Consider the following 22195-nt stretch of genomic DNA (forward strand, 5'->3'; position numbering starts at 1 on the left):
TTTTCGCCGTGCAAGCAATGCCTGCAGGACCCAAGAGAAAGCGAAGCGAGCCTGACGCGCATCCTGCGATGCCGTCCTGGCGACTCCGATCGAGTGGCGAGCATTTTACCGATTTCTCGCTGCCCGTCAAGTGGAGAATTTTTCGAAGACTTGAAAAAGCCTTTTCAAAACAATCACTTTTACCACCCTTAACCGCCTGTGACGTTTGCTCGTCGCCGGCAGCGGATGCGTACTTTACGCATCCCCTCCGCCCTTGGCAATACCCTTATGCAAAAAAGTTCATCGAGCTGTCTTCGGGGCGTCATCGACAGCGGTTCAGGCTTCAGTCGCGACCTGGAGCAGGGCCTTACAGCGAGACGGTGCGCTCTTCCGATACGCCCCCTTGAGCAGTCGGCTGACTCGCGCGGTCCAGCAACTCCAGTATGGAGTGATAGGTAAGACCGGAGTGCTGGGTCATGCCCATCTCGCAGGTTCTCGAATTGGAGACACCAAAGTCACAGCCCGCCACCTGCCCCGACAGATCGCGCAGCGATGAAGCCGTCAGTTCCGGTACGCGCAAGCCCTTGTCGCCGGCAAATCCGCAGCAACTGATACCATCCGGCACCACCACCTCCCTAGCACACGCACGCGCCAGCTCCACGAAGGAGTCGGTCAGCCCCTTGCGATGGCTGGAGCAGGTCACGTGCACCGCCACCTTGCAGTCCAGCGGCGTCACCTCCAGGCGCGGCAACAGGTGGTCATGGGCGAAGGCCACCGGCTCCTGCACCTTCAAGCGCTCATCCAGATGCCCCTCGACCTGCAAGCTGCAAGGACTGGTATCGAACAGCACCGGGAAACGACCGTTCTGGCTCGCGACCAGCAACTCCCGGTTGAGTTCGCGCGCCTTGTGCGTCGCCTCGTTATCCATCCCCTTGGAGGAAAACGCCATCCCGCAACACAGGTGGCCTGGCATTTCGGGAATGATGACGTCATACCCGGCTCTGTCGAGCAGACTCAGTACGATCTCCATCACCGCACGCGCCGAGTCGTCCCGCTTGTCGGCGCCAAACACCCGAGTGGCGCAGGAAGGGAAGTACACCACCGAATCGCGCGGCCCCTCGGTGGACGATGCGCCCGCCGATGGCCGCGACGACTTGAGCACCCGAATCGGGGCGGCGGCGGGTATCGCCGGTATCCACTGTGGGACACGCTTGCCGCTGGCCTTGTGAACACCCTGACTGGCTCGGGCCATCAAAGCGTCGCCGATGATCCCACGCCCCAGGCTGGCCGCACGCAGGCCGCCCCGGGCAATCTTGGTAGCCCCGGAGAAGTGACGCCCGATTCGCCTTGCCAATTCCTGCTTGCCGACATGACGTTCCTGGCGCATGGCGAGCACCATCTCGCCGGTATTGATACCGACCGGGCAGCGCGTCCCGCACATGCCATCGGCGGCGCAGGTGACATCGATATCGTAAAGCGCACTCTGCTCGAAGGCATCGCGACGCTCTCGCTCTTCATCGCTCAACTCATCCAGGGCTGCCAGGCGAGCTCGCTCGCGGGTCAGCACGATGCGCTGGCGAGGCGTCAGCGTCAGCTCGCGTGAAGGACACACGGCTTCGCAGAAGCCACACTCGATGCAGCGATCGACGATAGGGTCGGCCTCGGGCAATGGCTTCAGATTTTCGAGGTGCAGCGTCGGGTTGCGCGTCAGCATCACATCGGGGTTGAGCAGATGGCCCGGATCGAACAACGCCTTGATCTGCCACATCAGAGCATAGGCCTCTTCGCCCCACTCCAGCTCCACAAAGGGTGCCATGTTGCGGCCGGTGCCGTGCTCGGCCTTGAGCGAGCCACCGAAGTCCACGGCTACCAACTGGGCCACGTCGGCCATCAGCGCCTGGTAGCGCTCCTTCTCCCCCGGACGCTCAAAGCCCTGAGGGAAGACGAAGTGCAGATTGCCTTCCAGGGCGTGACCAAACAGCAGGGCGTCGTCGTAGCCATGGCGCTTGAACGCCTCGGTCAGGGCGGCGACACCCTCCTCCAGCCGTTCGATGGGAAAGGCCACGTCCTCGATCACCACGGTAGTTCCGAGATCACGCACAGCACCGACGGCGGGGAACAGTCCCTTGCGTACCTTCCAGTAGAGCGCGTAGCTGACCGGGTCTTCGGTGAAGGCGATGGGCTCGAGGGTGGTGATGCCTTCCAGCGCCTGGCCGACCTCCTCGATACGCGCCTCCAGCCGAGGCCCATCCTCCTCGCGGACATCCACCAGCAATGCCGTGGCGCCGTCCGGTAGCTCACGCAGCTGCTCCGGCATGCCCGGCTGCCGCTCCACCGAACGCAGCCCCGCACGATCCATCAGCTCCACCGCCGCCACGCCGGTGCCACGCAAGGCGATGGTGGCACGGCAGGCGCTGCCGAGATCCGGGAAGAAGATCAGGGCGGCGGCCTTGCGTGGCGGCTCCGGCACCGACTGATAGGTAATCCGCGTGATACAGCCCAGAGTGCCCTCGGAGCCGATCATCAGGTGGGCCAGGATATCCACACCGTCACGGAAATCCACCAGACTGTTGAGAGCGTAGCCGGTGGTGTTTTTCAGGCGATACTTGTGGCGAATGCGCTTGGCCAGCTCGAGATCGGTGCGCACATTGGTCGACAGTCGCTCCAGCCCATCGAGCAGGGCCGCATGGCTTTGACGAAAGGCTGCCACGCTGTCGGCATCGGCGGTATCCAGTACCGTGCCATCGAGCAGCACCATGCGCAGGCTGTCCAGGGTCCGATAAGTATTCTGGGCGGTGCCACAGCACATGCCCGATGCATTGTTGGCGGCGATGCCGCCGATCATGCAACTGGCGATGGACGCCGGGTCCGGCCCGATCTTGCGCCCAAAGGGCGCCAGCAGCTCGTTGGCCCTGGCCCCGATGACACCGGGCTGCAGGTCAATTCTGGCACCGTCATCAAGCACCCTGGCATCGCGCCAGCCGCGCCCCAGCTGGATCAGCACCCCATCGGTGATGGCCTGACCGGACAGCGAGGTACCTGCGGCGCGGAAGGTCATCGGCCAGTTGCCCTCGCGGCAGGCGCCAATGACTTCGACAAGCTCCTGTTCGGTCTCCGGCCTTACCACCAGGCTTGGCACCAGCCGATAGAAGCTGGCATCGGTACCGTAGGCCAGCCGGCGCAGCGGATCCTGGACCAATCGCTCGGTGGGCAGGCGTTCGGTCAGCATCGCCGTCAACTCGTCGATGGAAATGCTGGGCTTGGTGGTGGTGATGGCCGTCATGGTGCGCTCCCTGTCTGATTATTCGCTATTGCAGCCGTTCAGATACTAAAACGCCACTCCGAAGAGTGGCGTTTGGCGCTAGGGGTTAGCCCCTGACGTCGATCTGGACGATGCCGCCGCCCCCGCCATAGCCGCTGACGGTAACGTCATAGACACCTGGCTCCAGACGGGTTTCGATCAGCGACCCGAGTTGGGTACTGCCACCGTCATCGTCCTGGAAGAAGACACCCTCACCCTCGAGCTCCAACAGCGTATCCACGGCGTCGGACTGAGTCTCGATGCTGATGACGCCAGCCTCTTCGACCACCAGCTGGTAGTTGAGCCTGCCGCTGGCATCGAGCTGACCGTAAAGGGTCTCGCCGGTGTGAATCTCACCCTCGGAGCGCAGTTCGCCGCTGAAGGGCGTCTGCGACAGGCTCAGCGAGTAGGTGCCGGAGCCACTGAAGCTTCGCGCATCGACACTGTAGGTACCAGCCTCGAGGATCGCGCTGATGCGCGAATTGGTACCCGAGCCACCATCGTCATCGCTGGTGTCGATTCCTTCGCCGCGCAGGCCAAGCATGGCGTCGAAGGCGCTGGAGTTCATCTCCAGGGTCACCTCTGCGGCATCTTCCAGGGTGAAGCTGTATTGATTGACACCGCTGGCCCCCACCATGCCGCGCACCGTCTCTCCCTGCTGCAGCTCACCGCTGTTGCGCATTTCGCCATCGAAGGCAGTGACGTCGGTCTCCAGTCGGAACATGCCGGAAGCGACACCCGAGTAGCTCGCCACCTCGATGCGATAGCTGCCGGGCTCGAGCACCTCGCTCAGCCGCGAATTGGTACCACCGCCGCCGTCATCGTCGCTGAGCGACACACCGTTGCCCTCGAGATAGAGCTGGGTGTCGAAGGCAGAGGAAGACAGTGCAATCGTCACCTCGGAGGGCTGCTCGATGTCCAGGGTGTAGGCGTTAGGTTGAAACCCGCCGGCCATGCCCTGCACAGACTCACCTGGCTCGATGGCCCCTTCGTTCTTCAATTCGCCATCGAAGGGAGAGGTCGAAAGCTCCAGCGAATAGCCGCCGGACTCGCCCCCGTAGCCGCTGACCACCACCCGGTAGTCGCCCGGCATCAGCACGCTGTCGAGATGAGAGTCGGTACCGCTGTCCGAATCATCGACCTCGATATTGGTCTGGCCGCCGCGTACCCGCAGCACGGTGTCGAAATCGCTGGAGGCGAGCGCCAGATTGACGCTGGTGGGCTCGTCGATCTTGAGGCTGTAGGTGTTGCTGGAGGAGGCGTCGGCCAGGGTACCGGTGATGCTGTCACCGGCGCGCAGCGGTCCGGCATTACGCTCGCCGCTGGAAAGATCGGCTTGCTGCATCGACAGACGATAGCCGTCACCGACGCTGACGAAGTCATCCTGGCATTCCACGTCCACGCGTTCCTTGACCGGCTGACCTGGCGTCACACGCACCTCATAGTCACCAGGATCGAGGAAGGTCTTCAGAGTCTGCTGGTCATCACCGCAGCGCGCGGCCTTATGCTCGACACCATTGCCACTGAGCACCAGCGATGCGTCAGACGCACCGGCCAGCACCAGAGAGACCTGGCGAGCCTGCTCGAGCGAGAAGCTGTAGCTCGCCGCCTCGCCTCCCAGCGCCCCGACGACGTCCTGATCGTCGCCCAGCGTCTCGGATGCCTGGGCCTCACTCGGCTTCAGCGAGTAGGGGCCAAAGCCTGCCATGTCGTCGCTGCTGACGACCACCAGCGAGCACCCCTCGGCGGAAGACAGCAACAGCGATGCCGGCGCCTCCTGGGTGCTGCTCGCACCTCCCTGCCACTTGCCGTCTTCGGAATACACCGAGAGGCTGGCGGCAAAGGGTGAATCGAGCCGGTACAGCACACCAGATTCGGCCTCGCCGCAGACCCAGCGACGGTCGTGACGCGAGCCATCCTTGAGGTTGATCCCGCTTTGCGAGGTCAATTCGCCCTCAATCGCTTCGCCCAGCGCAACATCCGGCGCCTCGACAAACCGCCCGCCCTGGCTACCGCCGTCGTCCTGGCATCCGCTCAGCAAGACCGCCATGGACACCCCGCTGATCACCAGCAACGGGGAAATGGCCTTGCAAAGTGGGCGTTTCGACCCCGGACACTGCTGCTTGGACATGCCTGCCTCCATCAGTTGAATTTCGCTTCCTGCGCCGACAACAGAACATCGTCGGGAACGCACACTATAGCCAACTTGCATGACGCGCGTCAGGACGCAAACCACTCCGATGTCGCAGGTGTCGCACGCGAGCACGGTGAATCAGGCGTCGCGCAGGATGACCACCAGTTCTCTTGGACCGTGTACGCCGTAGGCCAGCGTCTGCTCGATATCCGAGGTCTTGCTCGGCCCCGAGATCAGCAGCGCATTGGTCGGCATGGCGCTCGCCCAGCCTTGCCCAGTGACGACATCGAAGAAGGTGTCCTCGACGCTATCGGCATCGAGCACGGCGATATGCAAAGGCGGCACCAGGCTCAGCAGACGCGGTTCATCCGGGGTCGGCCACAGCCACAGACTGCCGGTCTCGGCGATGGCGCCACGGGTGGACGTAAGGCCAGCCTCGACGCCGTCGAACAGCTCACGCTTCCAGCCCTCGATGTCACGGTCGGCGTCGACCAGCTCGACCTCATGATCCGCCAGGGCCTCACGGGCCTGCTGCGCTACCGGATGCTCCCGGCCCAGCGCCAGGCGCTTGACGCCTTTGTCCGCCAGCACCCTGGCGAGGGTCTCGGTCCAGCCGGCAGAGTCACAGTGAATCACCTCGCCATGCACCGAGGAGATCCAGTGCTCGAAGCGCTCGAGTCGTTCGTGGCGCGACCACTGGCGCCCGGTGACCACGCCGAAGTCACTGTCGGGGGCCGACAGCGGTCCGCCCTGGCGATCGCGCAGGCGACCCAGAATGTTGTCTCTGGCACTCATTCGCCCTTCTCCTTGCGATGACGCTTGATCAGCGTGTGAAGTGACGTCTTGGCCGGCTTCGGGGCGCTGCGGTACTGCGTCCAGGGCCCCAGGTGGGACGGCGCCAGCGCACGGAAGCTGCCGGCGACCAGGGTAGCGCCTCGCCAGGCTCCGGGATGGGTAGCCAGCCACTGCCAGCTCTTCCACGCGGCGACCTCCTTGCGCGAGCGCTTGACCCCGGCACCGGGCACATTGCCGACGCCGTCGCCCACGGCCTCACGCCGCAGACGCACCAGCAGGTCCGGAATCGGTATCTTGACCGGGCACACCTCACCGCAGGCGCCGCACAGGCTCGACGCCGACGGTAGATCCTTGGTCGCTTCAAGCCCCATCAGGTGCGGCATCAGGATGGCGCCGATCGGCCCCGGGTAGGTGGTGCCGTAGGTGTGACCGCCGACCCGGGTGTACACCGGGCAGTGGTTCATGCAGGCGCCGCAACGGATGCAGCGCAGGGTGTCGAGCAGTTCATCGTCCTGGTAGACCCGCGAGCGACCGCTGTCGACCAGCACCAGATGCACCTCTTCGGGGCCGTCATGTTCGTCGGCCTTGCGTGGAGAACTGATCATGTTGAAGTAGGTAGTCACGTGCTGGCCGGTGGCAGAGCGCGTCAGCAGGGCGTAGAGCGGCGGCACGTCGGCCAGGTGCTCGACCACCTTCTCGATGCCGGTCACGGCGATGTGCACCGGCGGCGCGGTGGTGGTCAGGCGCCCGTTGCCTTCGTTCTCCACCAGGCACAGGGTACCGGTCTCGGCCACCGCGAAATTGACCCCGGATACCCCGACATCCGCCGTCATGAAGCGCTCGCGCAGCTGGGCCCTGGCCGCTGCGGTCATCGCGTCCACGTCGGTGGTGCGCTCGGTGCCAGTGCGCTCGTGCATGATATCGGAGATTTCACCGGTATTGAGGTGAATCGCCGGCATGATGATATGAGACGGCGTCTGCTCGTTGAGCTGCACCAGATACTCGCCCAGATCCGACTCCAGGGCATCGATACCCGCCTTCTCCAGGTGGGCGTTCAGGTGCATTTCCTCGGACACCATGGACTTGCCCTTGATCACCGAGGACGCGCCATGACGCTGACAGATCTCGGTGATCAGCTCGCAGGCCTGCTCGCCATTCTCCGCCCAGTGCACGCGGATGCCATTGGCCTCGCAGTTGGCCTCGAGCTGCTCCAGCAGGTCGGGCAGCTTCGACAGCGCACGTAGCCGGATATTGGCCCCCAGCTCACGCAGGGTCTCCAGGTCCCAGTCGTCGAAGGCCTTGCGCCGCTTGCCCATCAGGCCGTCCATCGCCTTGCGGAAGTTGGCACGGATCTGCGGATTCTCCAGCGCCTCGTGGGCCTGGCGATGGAACGCCTGGGGAGTAAAGGTCTGTACAGGCTGGCTCATGAGGTCCTCCGCCACAGATAGGAAGCGATGTGCTCGCCTTCGAGCGTGCTGTCGCGGTGGGCCAGACGCCCGGCGATGTTCATCAGACAGCCACAGTCGGAGGTCACGAAGCGCTCGGCGCCGGCGGCTTCGATGGCACGGCTCTTGTCTTCGACCATGGCCCCGGACACCTCCGGATGGCGCACCGCAAAGGTCCCGCCGAATCCACAGCATTCGCTGGCCCGCTCCTGCTCCACCAGCTCGACCTGGCCGAGCTTGGCCAGCAGCGCGGGGCCGGTCTCGGCGAGTCCCATTTCGCGACGGGCGCTGCACGAGGTATGCATGGCGACCTTCTCCGGCGCGCCTCGATCCTCAAGCGTCAGGTGGCAGACGTGCACCAGGAATTCGGTCAGTTCGAACACCCGATCGGCGACCTCCCTGGCCCTTGCCTCCTCGGGGGTGCCGGCAAACAGCGAGGGATAGTGGGTGCGCATCATGCCGCCACAGGAGCCGGACGGCACGATGATCGGCCAGGGCTCGGGGAACAGGTCGAGCTGGGCCCTGGCCACCGCCCTGGCCTCGGTGTGGTAGCCAGAGGTGTAGGCGGGCTGGCCGCAGCAGGTCTGGTCGTCGGGGAAGATCACCTCGATCCCTTCACGCTCGAGCAGTCGAACGGCATCGAGGCCAGCCTCGGGATAGAGCATGTCGATCAGACAGGTTCCGAACAGGTAGACCTTGTCGGGGCGAGGGGGATAAAGCTTGACGGCGGTCATCGCGGGGTCCTCAGGGTCAGGCACGGCAGGACGTTGTCGTTGTTCCCGGTATCAATAGCGGCACAACAGAGGCGAGCAGGCTACCGCTGCACGCCTCGTCTGGACCGCCGGAACCGAGGCCCCCGGAGCATCATCGGTCTTGCCAACGACCGCCAGGGATAGAGTTGGAGTAAATTGGTAAAACCAATTGACAACGCCGAATCTAGGCACAGTAGGTTCGCTCTTCCAGAGTGTCAAACCAGACGCCGATTTTTGCTCGGACTTTGCGCTATACTTTGGTCTATGTCTCGACGGCCGTGAACGTAACAGGTTGATAATCTGGGAAGAACGAGGATCAGGACAGGCAACAGGACAACCTCGTTTATTGGTAATACCAATTAGTTGTCGTTACACTGGCGGCCTCGTTCCCACGTCGATGATAAACCGCCATGGCCTACCAGCCCGTGCGCCAGCCTCGCCTGGCCGATGTGATCACCGAGCGCCTCGAGGCGCTGATTCTGGAAGGCAGCCTGACCCCCGGCCAGCGCCTGCCCCCCGAACGCGAACTGGCCGAGCGCTTCGGCGTCTCGCGCCCGTCGTTGCGCGAAGCGATCCAGAAACTGGCCGCCCGCGGCCTGCTGGTCAGCCGCCAGGGCGGTGGCACCTATATCACCGAGGCCCTCAACAGCGGCTACAGCGACCCGCTGCTGGAGATGCTGTCTCGCCACGGCGAGTTCCACCTGGACCTGCTCGAATTCCGTGACGCCATGGAAGGCCTGTCAGCCTACTATGCGGCGCTGCGCTCGACACCCACCGACAGGGCGCTGTTGATTCAGCGCTTCGAAGAGCTCGAGACGTCCTTTCTCGGCGAGGATCCCCAGGGTGAGGCCAAGGCCGACGCCGCCTTCCACCTGGCGATCGCCGAGTCCGCCCACAACGTCCTTCTGCTGCACACCATTCGCGGCATCTTCCACCTGCTGGAACGCAGCATCGTCGACAATCTCGCCCATCTGTTCGAGAAGCCGGAGGCACGCCCCCGCCTGATGCAGCAGCACCGGGCACTGCTCGACGCCATCCTCGAGGGGCGCGCCGAAGACGCCCAGGCGCTGGCCCACGAACACCTGGTCTACGTCGAAGAGGGTCTGCTCGAGATGGAGCGCGCCGAGACCCGCTCGCAGCGAGCGCTGCGGCGTGCCCAGGTCATGCCGCCGCGCCGGTCGCGTTAGTCGATGCGACGCTGGTCACGCTGGCTGAATCGCCGCACCCTGGCGCTGGCGCTGGCGCTGGGTCTCGCCCTGGTGCTGTGGCAGAGCGCCACCCTGGCCCGTGAGCAGGCGCTGGCCTCGCTCAAGCGTGATGCCGATACCGAACTCAGGCTTTCCGCCACCGGCCTGACCGGTTACCTGTCACGCCACGAATACCTGCCGGAGCTGCTCGCCACCCGGGAAACCGTCAAGCGATACCTGAGCGCCCCGGACGGCCAGGACGTGATGCCGCTTAACCGACTGCTCAACCGTTTCCGCAGTACCACCGGCGTCTCCGACATCTACCTGCTCGACGCCGAGGGCACCACCCTGGCGGCCAGCAACTGGCACCGCCCCGACAACTTCATCGGCCAGAACTATCGTTTTCGCCCCTACTACCAGGACGCCATCGCCGGGCACTACGGCCGCTTCCACGGCCTCGGCGTGGTATCGATGGATCGCGGCTACTACTTCTCGGCACCGGTCTGGCTCGACGAGGTCAATCCCGACGCCACCCCGGCCGGGGTCATGGTGGTCAAGGTCCGCGTCGATACGCTGGAGGCGAGCTGGCAGAGTCCGGGGACCAGCCTGCTGGTGGTGGACCAGAACGGTATCGTGTTCATGGCCAGCCAACCCGAGCTGCGCCTGACCTCTCTCACCCCGCTGGCGCCACCGCGCCTGGCCGAGCTGCGCGACTCGCGGCGCTACGCCGATGAAGCGCTGAAGCCGAGCGGCCTCGAGGTCGTCGATCACCTCGCCAACGACGCCAGACTGGTGGGCTTCGACAGCGGCCCGCTGGCGTCCGGGCACTACCTTGGCGTCACTCGGGACTTTCCCACCCTGGGCTGGCAGATGCATATCCTCAAGCCCATGGCCCCGGTGATCGAGGCCCAGTGGCAGGCGATGCTGATGGGGGGTGGTCTATACGGCCTGCTGGCGCTGGCCGGAGGCATCGGCTGGCAGCGCCACCGACTGCGCCGGGAGCGCGAAGCCTTCGCCGAGCGTGAGCGCACCACCCTGGCGCAAGCCCGCGACGAACTCGAGCGCAACGTGGCCAGCCGGACCCGCGACCTGCTCGCCACCAATCGCCGGCTATCCGACGAAATCGAGGAGCGCCGACGCACCGAGGCGACTCTGCGCCAGACCCGTGACGAGCTGACCCAGGCCGCCAAACTGGCGGTGCTCGGCCAGCTCGCCGCCGGCATCAACCACGAGCTCAATCAGCCACTGGCGGCCATCCGCGCCTACGCCGAGAACGCCCGGGGCTTTCTCGCCCGACAGCGCCACGACACCGTCGACGCCAACCTCGGCGAGATCATCGAACTCACCGGCCGCATGGCCGAGATCAGCGCCCAGCTACGCCAGTTCTCGCGCAAGAGCGGTGAGCCGCCAAGCCCGGTGTCGACCCGCGCCTGCCTCGACTACGCCCTGCGCCTGTTCAAGGCACGCCTCGGCGAGCAACAGGTCGAGGTGGTGTTCGACACCCCGGAGGAAGCGCCCTGGGTACTGGCCGACCTGGTCAGACTCGAGCAGGTGCTGGTCAACCTGATCGGCAATGCCCTTCAGGCCATGGCACAGACGCCGTCACCACGCCTGATACTGGGCGTGGCCGCCGCCGATGGCCGCGTCAGGCTATGGGTCGACGACAACGGCCCCGGCGTCCCCGAGGACCAGCGCCGCCAGGTGTTCGAGCCCTTCTACACCACCAAGGCCCCCGGCGCCGGACTGGGGCTCGGGCTGTCCATCTCCGCACGGATCATCGATGATCTCGGCGGCCGCCTGCAGGCCGGTGTCTCGCCTCTGGGCGGAGCACGCTTTACCATCGAGCTGCCCCAGGCCGAGCACGTCCTCCCGCCCCACGATGAGAGCCACGCCACATGACCGACGAAGCCCCCGTGATGATCATCGACGATGAAGAGCACCTGAGGGTCACCCTGGGCCAGACGCTGGAACTGGCAGGCTATCGACCGCTGCCCTTTCCCAGCGCCGAACAGGCCTTGGCCACCCTGGACCGGGACTTCAGCGGGGTGGTGATCAGCGATATCCGCATGCCCGGCATGGACGGCATGAGCCTGCTCAGAGAGATTCGTCAGCGCGACCCGGACCTGCCGGTGGTACTGATTACCGGTCATGGCGATGTATCCACAGCGGTGGAGGCCATGCGGGAAGGCGCCTGGGACTTTCTCGAGAAGCCGTTTCCCGGTGAACGCCTGGGCGAGGTCGTGCGGCGAGGCGTCGAGAAGCGTCGACTGAGCCTGGAAAACCGCTTCCTCAAGGCCGAGCTCGAGGCCCAGCAGACCGCGCCAGGCCCACGTCTGGTAGGGCGCACCCCGGCGATCAAGCGGCTGTCGTCGATGGTCCAGCGCATCAGCCAGGTCGAGGCCGACGTGCTGCTGTTCGGCGAGACCGGCGCCGGCAAGGACCTGGTGGCCCGCGCGATCCACGAGCGCAGCGCCCGAGGCGGCAAGCCCTTCGTCGCCATCAACTGCGGCGCGGTGCCCGAGAGCACCATCGAATCCGAGCTGTTCGGCCACGAGAAAGGCGCCTTTACCGGCGCGGTGGAGCGGCGCATCGGCAAGTTCGAGCATGCCGCCGGCGGCACCGTCTTCCTCGACGAGATCGAGTCCATGCCGCTGGCGCTGCAGGTCAAGCTGCTGCGGGTACTGCAGGAGCGCCAGGTCGAGCGCCTGGGCAGCAATACCCCGGTGACACTCGACATTCGGGTGATCGCCGCCACCAAGATCGACCTCAAAGCGGCCGCCGAGGCCGGCGAGTTCCGCGAGGACCTGTACTACCGCCTCAACGTGGTGACCCTGATGATTCCGCCGCTGCGCGAGCGCCGCGAGGACATCCCGCTGCTGTTTCACCACTTCGCCGCGGTGGCCGCCAGCCGCAGCGGCATGGAAGCGCCGCCGCTGGACGCGGCCGGCGTCACCGCGCTGCTGGCCCACGACTGGCCCGGCAACGCCCGTGAACTACGCAACCTGGCAGAGCGCTACGTGCTGCTCGGCAGCACCTGCGACTACCGCCTCGACGCCTTGATGGAAGGCGTCGGCAGCGACGGTGGCGAGCTGCCGCTGCCCCAGCAGGTGGAGCTGTTCGAGAAACAGCTGGTCAGCCAGTCGCTGGCCCGCCACCACGGCCGTATCAACGAGGTCTGCGAGCACCTGGGACTCCCGCGCAAGACCCTCTACGACAAGCTCAAGAAGCACGCCCTCAAGCCCGACGACTATCGCCAGCGCCCCGACACCAGCGCCACGCCCTGATCGACCAGCCCCTGCAGCGCGTCCCAGGACGGCAGCCAGGGCGCCAGACTCAGGGTCACGCACAGCATCGCCAGAGAGTTGCCGGGATCACCCCAGTCAAACGGTTTGAAGGCGGTGCCGAAGGAACGTTTCAGTCGCGCCCCGTTCAGATCCACGCTGTAGAGCTCATCGAGCAACAGATGGATGGCAAAGCCAAAGGTCAGGGCGCCGCCGTGGGCCCAGGCCATGGCGTCCGGTGGTGCGAACAGATGGTGGCTGAGCGCCGCGGTCGCCAGGCCGCACATGGCCGCGGCCAGAAGCGAGTGCCAAAGCCCCCGGTGGACGGTGAAGCGGGCAAAGATCGCGCCGGCCACATAGCGCACCGCCAGATAGATGGCGCCGCACACCAGCAGCAAGGTGCCGTCGGAGAACCGCTCCTGCAGCATCACCGCGCCGGCCACCACCGCCGGCACCGCCATCAGATTGAAGATCAGCCGGATCGCCTTGGAGCTGTCGGAGTCGATATCGGGGAGGATGCCGCCCAGGGTCGTCAGCGCCAGCATCGGCAGGCTGTCGAGCGCCGACCACAGCCCCGCCTGCCAGCCGCCATGGGCCAGCACCGCGCCGCCGGCGGCGGCCACGCTGAGGTGGGTGCGGAAGTTGGCCATGCCGGGCGGGCTCCTCGAAAAGGCATATACTGGATAAATGACCAGATTATCGCCCGGCAGTTCAATAGAAACAATCGGTTGAGTAAAACGCGGGGAATTCGCATCTTGCACCTTGCCGCACTCACAGCCTCAGCCTCACGAGCAGCGGCAGCGGCAGCGGCAGCGGCAGCGGCAGCGGCAGCGGCAGCGGCAGCGGTGCCCATGATCCAGTCTTCGCGACGCCGCGTAGGCAAAACGCCATTCCACTCTGGTGAATTCGCCTCGCTTCTCCTCCGCATCGACTTACTGGCGCACGAGCCCTCTGCCTCGTGGTCCAAAGTGCTGCAATTATTCTATGAATCCAGGATTCAGAACTTTATGGAATTCGATCGGTGACAAACTTTGGAGTCGATGGCTATTTGGCCGTTCTTGCTGACAGCGACTTATTTGGCACAATCGCCATTCTCTGCTTTATCGTTGCACTGCTGGGATTATTTCGTCGCTGTCGAGAAAGCCTCCTTTACAGGATGGTTAGCTTTTTTCTAATGATGACAATTTTTGTCATGCACTCGGTCGGCAGCTATTTCTTGAGCGTTGGAACGGCATGACACGCAACATTTTAGATCGGAACGCTGCATCCAAAATGTTGCGGCCATTTGAACACTGTCACTCACACGGTACTGTGTCCGGGGGCTATCCGGCCGAGGCCAGGTACTGATCCTTGAGCTTGACGTAGTTGCCTGCGGTGTAGGGGAAGAAGGCGCGCTCAGAATCCTTCAGCGGGCGCAGCGCCTTGGCCGGGTTGCCGGCGTAGACGTGGCCGCTTTCCAGGCGCTTGCCGGGGGGCACCACCGCACCGGCGGCGATGATCACCTCGTCCTCGACCACTGCCCCGTCCATGACGATGGCGCCCATGCCGACCAGGATCCGGTTGCCCAGGGTGCAGCCATGCAGCACCGCCTTGTGGCCGATGGTGACTTCATCGCCGATGGTCAGCGGCCAGCCGCCTTGATTGAAGTCGCTGGCGTGGGTGATGTGCAGCACGCTGCCGTCCTGCACGCTGGTGCGCGAGCCGATGCGAATCCGGTGCATGTCTCCGCGAATCACCGCCATCGGCCACACCGAACAGTCGTCGCCCAGCTCCACGTCACCCAATACCATGCACTGGGGGTCGATATAGACCCGCGCGCCCAGCCTGGGGCTTACACCCTGCCAGGAACGGATCACCGGATACCCCGGCGTACCATCGTGCGCTTCCGTTGCCACCCTGTCTGCCATCGCTGTCTCTCCTGAAGGTTGTGCGCCGGTCGGTCGCGGCACTACAGCAGACCGCTGAACAGCACCACCAGTACCAGCGGAATCGACACCCAGCGTACCACGGCGCGCCACACGCGAAAGCCATTGGGCCCCGCATCCAGCGCCCGCAGCGCTTCCTGCTCAGGCATCACCCAGGCGGCAAAGATGGCGATCAACAGACCGCCTAGCGGCAGGAAGATCTCCGGCGGAATGGTGCTGACCACGCCGAAGAAGTTCATCTCCCCGATCAGGTGGACGTCGCTCAGACTCGAGAACGACAGCACGCACAACAGCCCCACCAGCCATACGCACAGGCCCACCGCCAGGGCGGCCATGCGCCGCGACAGCCCCCAGCCCACCAGGGTCGAGACCATCGGTTCGGCCAGGTTGATCGATGAAGTCCAAGTCGCCAGCAGCAGCAGCAGGAAGAAAAGTCCCAGCCAGAAGGGACCACCGGGCAGCTCGGCGAAGGCCACCGGCAGGGTCACGAATACCAGTCCTGGACCCTCCCCCGGATCCATGCCCTGGGTGAACACCACCGAGAAGATCGCAATACCGGCCAGCAGCGCCACCAGCACATCAAGCACCGCCACCGCGCCGGCGGCGCCAGGCAGGCTCTGGTGGTCGGGCATATAGGCGCCGTAGGCCATCAGCGCGCAGGCCCCCACCGCCAGGGTGAAGAAGGCATGTCCCATGGCGTGCACCAGCACCATCGGCGTCAGCGCCGAGAAATCCGGGGTGAACAGCCAGGCCATGGCCGGACCGAAGCCGTCCATGGTCACGGCGTGGCCGGCCAGCACGATCAGCAGCAGGTAGAGCGCCGGCATCAGCAGGTTATTGAGGCGCTCCAAGCCCTTGGCCACGCCGGCGGCGACCACCACCATGGTCATCACCAGAAACAGCGTATGGTTGAGCGTCATCCGCAGCGGGTCAGCCAGGAAGGCGTCGAAGCCTGCGCCGATTTGCGGCGCGCTCTGGCCAGCGAAGCCTCCGCTGAAGGCCTTGACCATAAAGTCGATGGACCAGCCGGACACCACCGAGTAAAACGACAGGATACAGAACACCGTAAAGGCGCCGAACAGCCCCAGCCACTTCCAGTGGCTCGAGGTGCCGCGCTGACGCGCAAGCTCAGCGAGCGACTGCATCGGGCTGCGCCGACCGGCCCGGCCGATCATGATCTCTGCCATCATCACCGGCAGGCCCAGCACCACCACGAAGCCTACATAGAGCAGCAGGAAGGCGGCGCCCCCGTTCTCCCCGGTGATGTAGGGGAAGCGCCAGATATTGCCAAGACCGACGGCGGCCCCGGTCACGGCCAGGATAAAGGCGCGGCGCGAACTCCAGCGTTCCAGCGTTTGGTTCATGGTCTTTCGGTGTCCAGATCGAGAAAAACGAAGGCCGCAAGACTAGCACATTGAAACCGCCGGCAGTCGCCCGCATTTACTGAACCATTGTCGAATTCCCGAGAGGTGCCCATGTCCCGCAATCCGCTGCTAGAACGCCACACCCTGCCGCCCTTCGGCGAAATTCGCCCGGAGCACGTCGCCCCTGCGGTGGAAGCACTGCTCGAGGAGCTGCGCGAAGGCGTCGAGAAGCTGGTGGCCGAAGCCGAGCGCGACACCCCCAGCTGGGACAGCCTGGCGGCGCCGCTGGAAGAGATGAGCGATCGCCTGGCCCAGGCCTGGTCGCCGGTATCGCACCTCAACTCGACCATGAGCACACCGGAGCTGCGCGAGGCCCACGACGGCTGCCTCGAGAAGCTCTCCGCCTACAGCACCTGGATCGGCCAGCACGAAGGCCTGTTCCGCGCCTGGCAGGCGCTCAAGGACAGCCCGGCCTTCGCCGAGCTCGACGAGGCTCGCCAGCGCTCGGTGGACAACGCCCTGCGTGACTTCCGCCTGGCCGGCGTCGACCTGCCGGCAGACAAGAAACAGCGCTCGGCGGAAATCCGCACGCGCCTGTCGAGTCTGTCGAGCACCTTCTCCAACCAGCTGCTTGACGCGACCCAGGCCTGGGCGCTGGAACTCGACGATGACAGCCGTCTGGCCGGCCTGCCCCAGAGCGCCCTGGACACCCTGGCGGCCAACGCCGAGGCCAAGGGCAACAAGGGCTATCGCATCACCCTGGACTTCCCCAGCTTCTTCCCGGTGCTGAGCTACGCCGAAGACCGCGAACTGCGCCGTGAGGTCTACACCGCCTTCGTCACCCGGGCCTCCGAGAAGGGCCCCAACGCAGGCGAGTACGACAACGCCCCGATCATGGAAGAGACCCTGGCGCTGCGCCGCGAGATGGCCGAGCTGCTGGGCTTCTCCAGCTACGCCGACTACTCGCTGGCGACCAAGATGGCCGACAGCCCCAGCGAGGTCATCGGCTTCCTCGACGACCTGGCCAGACGGGCCCTGCCCCAGGGCCAACAGGAATTCAGCGAGCTCGAGGCCTTTGCCCGTGACGAGCTGGGGCTCGAGGAACTCGCCCCCTGGGATGTGGGCTACGCCAGCGAGAAACTGCGCGAGGCCCGCTACGCCATCTCCCAGGAGCAGCTGCGCCCCTACTTCCCTGCGCCCAAGGCGGTCGCCGGGCTGTTCAGCGTGGTCGAGCGCCTCTACGGCGTGCAGGTCGAGCAGGACCCCGATGCCCCCAGCTACCACGAGGATGTCAGCTTCTACCGGGTGCTCGAGAACGGCCAGCCCATCGCTGGCTTCTATCTCGATCTCTACGCCCGTGAAGGCAAGCGCGGCGGCGCCTGGATGGACGAGTGCCGGGTGCGTCGCCGCCACGGCGTCGAGCTGCAGCTGCCGGTGGCCTACCTGACCTGCAACTTCACCCGCCCGGTGGGCGACAAGCCGGCGCTGTTGACCCACGACGAGGTCACCACCCTGTTCCACGAGTTCGGCCACGGCCTGCACCATATGCTCACCCGCCAGGAGGTGGCCGACGTGTCGGGCATCAACGGGGTGGCCTGGGACGCGGTGGAGCTGCCGAGCCAGTTCATGGAGAACTTCTGCTGGGAGCGTGAAGGGCTGGACCTGATCTCCGGCCACGTCGACACCGGCGAGCCGCTGCCCGACGAGCTGTTCGACAAGCTCACCGCGGCCAAGAACTTCCAGTCCGCCATGGGCATGCTGCGCCAGGTCGAGCTGTCGCTGTTCGACTTCCGCCTGCATCTGGAGCCAGCAGCGCCGTCTGCCGCCGACATCCAGTCGCTGCTGGACGATGTCCGCGCCAAGGTCTCGGTGGTACCGCGAGTCGAATTCAACCGCTTCCAGAACAGCTTCGGCCACATCTTCGCCGGCGGCTATGCGGCGGGCTACTACAGCTACAAGTGGGCCGAGGTGCTGTCCGCCGACGCCTGGAGTGCCTTCGAGGAGGCCGGCACCTTCGACGCCGAGACCGGCACTCGCTTCCGCCGCGAGATCCTCGAGCAAGGCGGTGCCAGGGATGCCGCCGAACTGTTCAAGGCCTTCCGCGGCCGCGAGCCGAGCATCGAACCGCTGCTGCGCCACAGCGGCATCCGCGCCGCCTGACCATCCGTCTCGTCGACGCCCCCGCCGCCAGCGGGGGCGTTGCCATTTGTGGAGACCGACATGACCGTCAAGAAACGCTTTATCGCCGGCGTCGTCTGCCCCCGCTGCGCCGCCATGGACCGTATCCGCGCCTGGGAGCAGAACGGCGTGCGCTACCGTGAGTGCGTCAGCTGCGACTTCTTCGAACAGCTACCGATCGAGGACGACGTGGTCGAAGAGCTCGCCACCCGGGTCAACCAGGACTCCGAAGCCCCCGCCACTGAAGAGATCCAGCCGGTTCGCATTCTCGACCCCGGCAAACGCCACTGATCCAGCGCGCGACGCTTTTACGCCCAAGGGTGTGCGGATATCCGCACACTCTAATTCGGCAAACGTGCGAAACTTCGGACAAAGGCCTTGTCGACATTTTCGACCAATGTCTAAAGCGACTTTTATAACCAACTGATTTACAGATAAATCCTTGGGTCGGGCACACCCCTTGCGATACCTCTTGCGTTGACCGACGTCCGGTCAGGCTCGGTCTTGGCGTCTAGGCTTGAGACCGCAGCACGATAACCACAACGTCCATCGCATTGGGAGACATTGCATGAGCACCTCTACCCGGCTCCTCACCGGCGTCCTCGCCACCACCTTCGCCGGCACCCTGCTGGTGTCCGCTGCCGCCCAGGCAGACCGTGAAGACTGGCCCGAAAGCTTCACCGTGGGCACCGCGAGCCAGGGCGGCACCTACTTCGTCTACGGCTCCGGCTGGGCCAACCTGGTCGCCGACCAGCTCGGTCTATCCGGCGGCGGCGAAGTCACCGGTGGTCCGACCCAGAACCTGGCGCTGGTGCACGGCGGCGACGTGGCCTTCGGCCTGACCACCATGGGTCCCGCCTCCGACGCGGTGAACGGCAAGAGCCCGCTGGCCCCCGGCGTGAAGATGGACAACGTCTGCGCCATGTTCCCGATGTACGAGACCCCGTTCTCCATCACCGCCCTGTCCGACAGCGGCATCACCTCGATCTCCGAGATTCCCGACGGCGCTCGTATCGGCTTCGGCCCGGCAGCCTCCACCTCCGACACCTACTTCCCGGCCATCCTCGAAGAGCTGGGCGTCAACTTCGATCGCCGCAACGGCGGCTGGTCTGACCTGGGCGGGCAGCTGCAGGACGGCCTGCTCGACGTGATCGCCTTCGCCGCCGGCATTCCGATCCCCGCGGTCAGCCAGCTCGAGGTGCAGACCGACGTCAACATCGTCGAATTCACCGAGGAAGAGCAGCAGCAGGTCCTCGACAAGTTCCCGGTCTCGGCCTTCCAGATCCCGGCCAGCACCTACACCACCCTCGAGGAAGACGCCCGTGCGGTGTCCATGTGGAACTTCGCCATCGCCGGCTGTGACCTGCCCGAGGACTTCGTCTACGAGGTCACCAAGCTGACCATGGAAAACAACGACAAGATGCTCGACGTGCACCGCAGTGCCGCGACCACCATTCCCGAGAACATTCAGTACAACACCGTGCTGCCGTTCCACCCCGGCGCCGCGCGCTGGTACGAGGAAAACGGCTACGAGATCGATCCGTCCATGATCAAGCAGTAATCAGGATCACCCGCCCGCGGCCAGTCCGCGGGCGGGCACCCGGCCGGTCGTCCGTTTCTCAAGGTATCGCTCCATGACCCACACCCCAGATTCTCCCCGCGACGAGGATGCGACCGACGCTTCGGTCGAACCCATCGTCGCCTCGGGCGTCGACGACGAAGCCGTCGAACCCAATCGCCGTGTCTTCCAGGGCGGCAAGTGGTGGCTGTTCGGCGTACTCGCCGTGGCCTACACCGTCTTTCACCTGGTCTCGCTCAATATCTACCCCATCGAGACCTGGTCGTTTCGCATCATCCATATCGCCGGCGCGCTGATCCTCGGCTTCGGCCTCTACACCGGCTCGCGCTTCGTCGAGGACGGCCAGGACGGTGCGCCGCGCTGGGCCAGCGTGATCGCCCTGGCGTTGCTGCTGCCCGCAGGCTACGCCCTGATCCAGGTGGTGCTGATGCAGCAGACCATGGCCGGCGGCGCCATGCGCATCGAGCCGGCCATCGAAAACTGGCACTACGGCGCGCCGCTGATCCTGGCCACCGTCGGTGCCATTGCGCTTTCCTGGTTTCCCCGTCAGGCCCGCCACCAGTTGCTGTTGGCCGACGTCGTGTTGATGGTATGCGCCGCCGCCGTGGCCGGCTACCTGCTGGTGGTTTTCAACAGTCCGCTGCGCGCCTCCACCGGCACCTCCTTCGCGCCCATGGGCATCAGCTGGGCCGCCATCTCCGGCTCGCTGCTGATCCTCGAGTTGACCCGCCGCGTCGCCGGTCTGGCGCTGGTGGTGATCTCCGCCATCTTCCTGGCCTACGTCTTCATGGGCCCCTGGCTGCCAGGCTTCCTCGGCTACCCGGGACTGTCGCTGGGGCGCTTCTTCAGCCAGGTCTACACCGACGCCGGCATCCTCGGCCCGACCACGGCGGTGTCCTCCACCTATATCATCCTGTTCATCATCTTCGCGGCCTTCCTGCAGGCCTCCAAGGTCGGTGACTACTTCGTCAACTTCGCCTTCGCCGGCGCCGGTCGCGCCCGTGGCGGCCCCGCCAAGGTCTCGATCTTCGCCTCCGGCCTTATGGGCATGATCAACGGCACCAGCGCAGGTAACGTAGTGTCCACCGGCTCGCTCACCATCCCGCTGATGAAGAAGGTCGGCTATCCGGCCAGAAGCGCAGGCGCCATCGAGGCGGCCGCCTCCACCGGTGGCCAGATCATGCCGCCGATCATGGGTGCCGGCGCCTTCATCATGGCCGAGATCACCGGTATTCCTTATACCGAGATCGCGGTGGCCGCGCTGATCCCGGCGATCCTGTACTTCGCCTCTGTCTACTTCATGGTCGACTTCGAGGCGGCCCGCAAGGGCATGCGCGGCATGCGCAAGGAAGAGATTCCGCAGTTCTCCAAGCTGATCAAGCAGGTCTACCTGTTCGCCCCGATCATCATCCTGATCACAGCACTGTTCATGGGCTACTCGGTGATTCGCGCCGGCACGCTGGCGACCGCCTCCGCCGCTGTGGTGAGCTGGCTGTCACCCCACAAGATGGGCATTCGCTCCATCCTGCGGGCCCTCAGCCTGGCTGGCACCATGTCGATCCAGATCATCGCGGTATGTGCCTGTGCCGGCCTGATCGTCGGCGTCATCGCCCTGACCGGCGTCGGCGCGCGCTTCTCGTCGCTGCTGCTGGGCCTGGCCGGTGTCAGCCAGCTGCTGGCGCTGTTCTTCGCCATGTGCATCTCGATCCTCTTGGGCATGGGCATGCCCACCACCGCCGCCTACGCGGTAGCCGCCTCGGTGGTCGCCCCAGGCCTGATCGACATCGGCATCCAGCCGCTGGTGGCGCACTTCTTCGTGTTCTACTTCGCGGTGGTCTCGGCAATCACCCCGCCGGTGGCGCTGGCCTCCTACGCGGCGGCGGGTATCTCCGGCGACAACGCCATGGGCACCTCGGTGGCCTCGTTCAAGATCGGTCTGGCAGCCTTCATCGTGCCGTTCATGTTCTTCTACAGCCCGGCCATGCTGATGGAAGGCGACTGGCCCCAGATCCTGCGGGTCGGCACCACCGCCACCATCGGCATCGTGCTGCTTGCGGCCACCGTCCAGGCCTGGTTCTTCGGACCGGTGAAGGCCTGGCAGCGGCTGGTGATGCTGATCGGCGCCCTGTGCCTGATCTACGGCGGCATCGTCACCGACCTGGCGGGGCTGGCCATCGCCATCGGCCTGTTCGTGATGCAGCGCGCCAGCGGCGGCGGCACCCGCAGCGCCACCGCAGGCTGAACCCTGCCCCCCTTTATAACCCCGCACCTTGAG

The 22195-nt window shown here is 65.2% G+C and carries 16 protein-coding genes; 8 read left to right on the forward strand and 8 right to left on the reverse strand.

What is annotated here, in order from left to right; genetic code table 11:
* A partial coding sequence (locus tag KUV74_RS08735; RefSeq protein ID WP_222516146.1) for a hypothetical protein occupies positions 1-192 on the forward strand: 192 nt, incomplete at its 5' end.
* A gap of 154 nt (positions 193-346) precedes the next feature.
* On the opposite strand, the gene KUV74_RS08740 is transcribed toward KUV74_RS08735, so the two are convergent.
* The 5 genes from KUV74_RS08740 to KUV74_RS08760 form a co-directional block, all read right to left on the reverse strand.
* Positions 347-3262, reverse strand: a complete 2916-nt coding sequence (locus tag KUV74_RS08740; RefSeq protein ID WP_222516147.1) for an FAD-binding and (Fe-S)-binding domain-containing protein — start codon at positions 3260-3262, stop codon at positions 347-349.
* Positions 3263-3347: 85 nt separating this feature from the next.
* The gene (locus KUV74_RS08745) at positions 3348-5411 is read right to left on the reverse strand and encodes a hypothetical protein (RefSeq protein WP_222516148.1); all 2064 of its coding nucleotides are present in this window, start codon (positions 5409-5411) and stop codon (positions 3348-3350) included.
* A gap of 141 nt (positions 5412-5552) precedes the next feature.
* Positions 5553-6209, reverse strand: a complete 657-nt coding sequence (locus KUV74_RS08750) for a lactate utilization protein C (RefSeq protein ID WP_108449986.1) — start codon at positions 6207-6209, stop codon at positions 5553-5555.
* Positions 6206-7636, reverse strand: a complete 1431-nt coding sequence (locus KUV74_RS08755; protein ID WP_108449987.1) for a LutB/LldF family L-lactate oxidation iron-sulfur protein — start codon at positions 7634-7636, stop codon at positions 6206-6208. Before KUV74_RS08755 ends, KUV74_RS08750 begins: the two co-directional genes overlap by 4 nt.
* On the reverse strand, positions 7633-8388 hold the full coding sequence (locus KUV74_RS08760; protein ID WP_045992224.1) for a (Fe-S)-binding protein: 756 nt from the start codon (positions 8386-8388) through the stop codon (positions 7633-7635). The genes KUV74_RS08755 and KUV74_RS08760 overlap by 4 nt, the downstream gene beginning before the upstream one ends.
* Positions 8389-8816: 428 nt before the next feature.
* Between KUV74_RS08760 and KUV74_RS08765 the strand changes: the two genes are divergently transcribed.
* Genes KUV74_RS08765 through KUV74_RS08775 form a run of 3 tightly spaced genes read left to right on the forward strand, consistent with a single transcriptional unit; the run spans position 8817 to position 12877 of the window.
* Positions 8817-9593: a GntR family transcriptional regulator gene (locus KUV74_RS08765; RefSeq protein WP_045992225.1), complete on the forward strand. Its 777-nt coding sequence runs from the start codon at positions 8817-8819 to the stop codon at positions 9591-9593.
* Between the two features lie 3 nt (positions 9594-9596).
* On the forward strand, positions 9597-11492 hold the full coding sequence (locus KUV74_RS08770) for an ATP-binding protein (RefSeq protein ID WP_222516149.1): 1896 nt from the start codon (positions 9597-9599) through the stop codon (positions 11490-11492).
* Positions 11489-12877: a sigma-54-dependent transcriptional regulator gene (locus KUV74_RS08775; RefSeq protein ID WP_213227304.1), complete on the forward strand. Its 1389-nt coding sequence runs from the start codon at positions 11489-11491 to the stop codon at positions 12875-12877. Before KUV74_RS08770 ends, KUV74_RS08775 begins: the two co-directional genes overlap by 4 nt.
* Here the strand turns inward: KUV74_RS08775 and KUV74_RS08780 are convergent.
* The 3 genes from KUV74_RS08780 to KUV74_RS08790 form a co-directional block, all read right to left on the reverse strand.
* Entirely contained in the window at positions 12841-13524 is a 684-nt protein-coding gene (locus KUV74_RS08780) for a metal-dependent hydrolase (protein ID WP_045992228.1), read from the reverse strand. The genes KUV74_RS08775 and KUV74_RS08780 overlap by 37 nt on opposite strands.
* 672 nt (positions 13525-14196) lie before the next feature.
* The gene (locus tag KUV74_RS08785; protein WP_222516150.1) at positions 14197-14781 is read right to left on the reverse strand and encodes a gamma carbonic anhydrase family protein; all 585 of its coding nucleotides are present in this window, start codon (positions 14779-14781) and stop codon (positions 14197-14199) included.
* A 41-nt stretch (positions 14782-14822) separates the two neighbouring features.
* Positions 14823-16163: a sodium-dependent transporter gene (locus KUV74_RS08790; protein ID WP_045992230.1), complete on the reverse strand. Its 1341-nt coding sequence runs from the start codon at positions 16161-16163 to the stop codon at positions 14823-14825.
* A 111-nt stretch (positions 16164-16274) separates the two neighbouring features.
* Here KUV74_RS08790 and prlC point away from each other — a divergent pair, with 111 nt between their 5' ends.
* The 4 genes from prlC to KUV74_RS08810 all read left to right on the forward strand — a co-directional run bounded on the left by prlC (position 16275) and on the right by KUV74_RS08810 (position 22162).
* Complete coding sequence (gene prlC / locus KUV74_RS08795; RefSeq protein WP_045992231.1) at positions 16275-18323, forward strand: oligopeptidase A; 2049 nt, start codon at positions 16275-16277, stop codon at positions 18321-18323.
* A 60-nt stretch (positions 18324-18383) separates the two neighbouring features.
* On the forward strand, positions 18384-18632 hold the full coding sequence (locus KUV74_RS08800) for a YheV family putative zinc ribbon protein (protein WP_045992232.1): 249 nt from the start codon (positions 18384-18386) through the stop codon (positions 18630-18632).
* A 277-nt stretch (positions 18633-18909) separates the two neighbouring features.
* Entirely contained in the window at positions 18910-19902 is a 993-nt protein-coding gene (locus KUV74_RS08805; RefSeq protein WP_045992233.1) for a TAXI family TRAP transporter solute-binding subunit, read from the forward strand.
* Between the two features lie 73 nt (positions 19903-19975).
* Positions 19976-22162: a TRAP transporter permease gene (locus KUV74_RS08810; protein WP_124805095.1), complete on the forward strand. Its 2187-nt coding sequence runs from the start codon at positions 19976-19978 to the stop codon at positions 22160-22162.
* Positions 22163-22195: the final 33 nt, after the last annotated feature.

Origin of the sequence: Halomonas sp. DP1Y21-3 (genome assembly GCF_019801245.1) — a bacterium.
Classification (GTDB): Bacteria; Pseudomonadota; Gammaproteobacteria; order Pseudomonadales; family Halomonadaceae; genus Halomonas; species Halomonas litopenaei.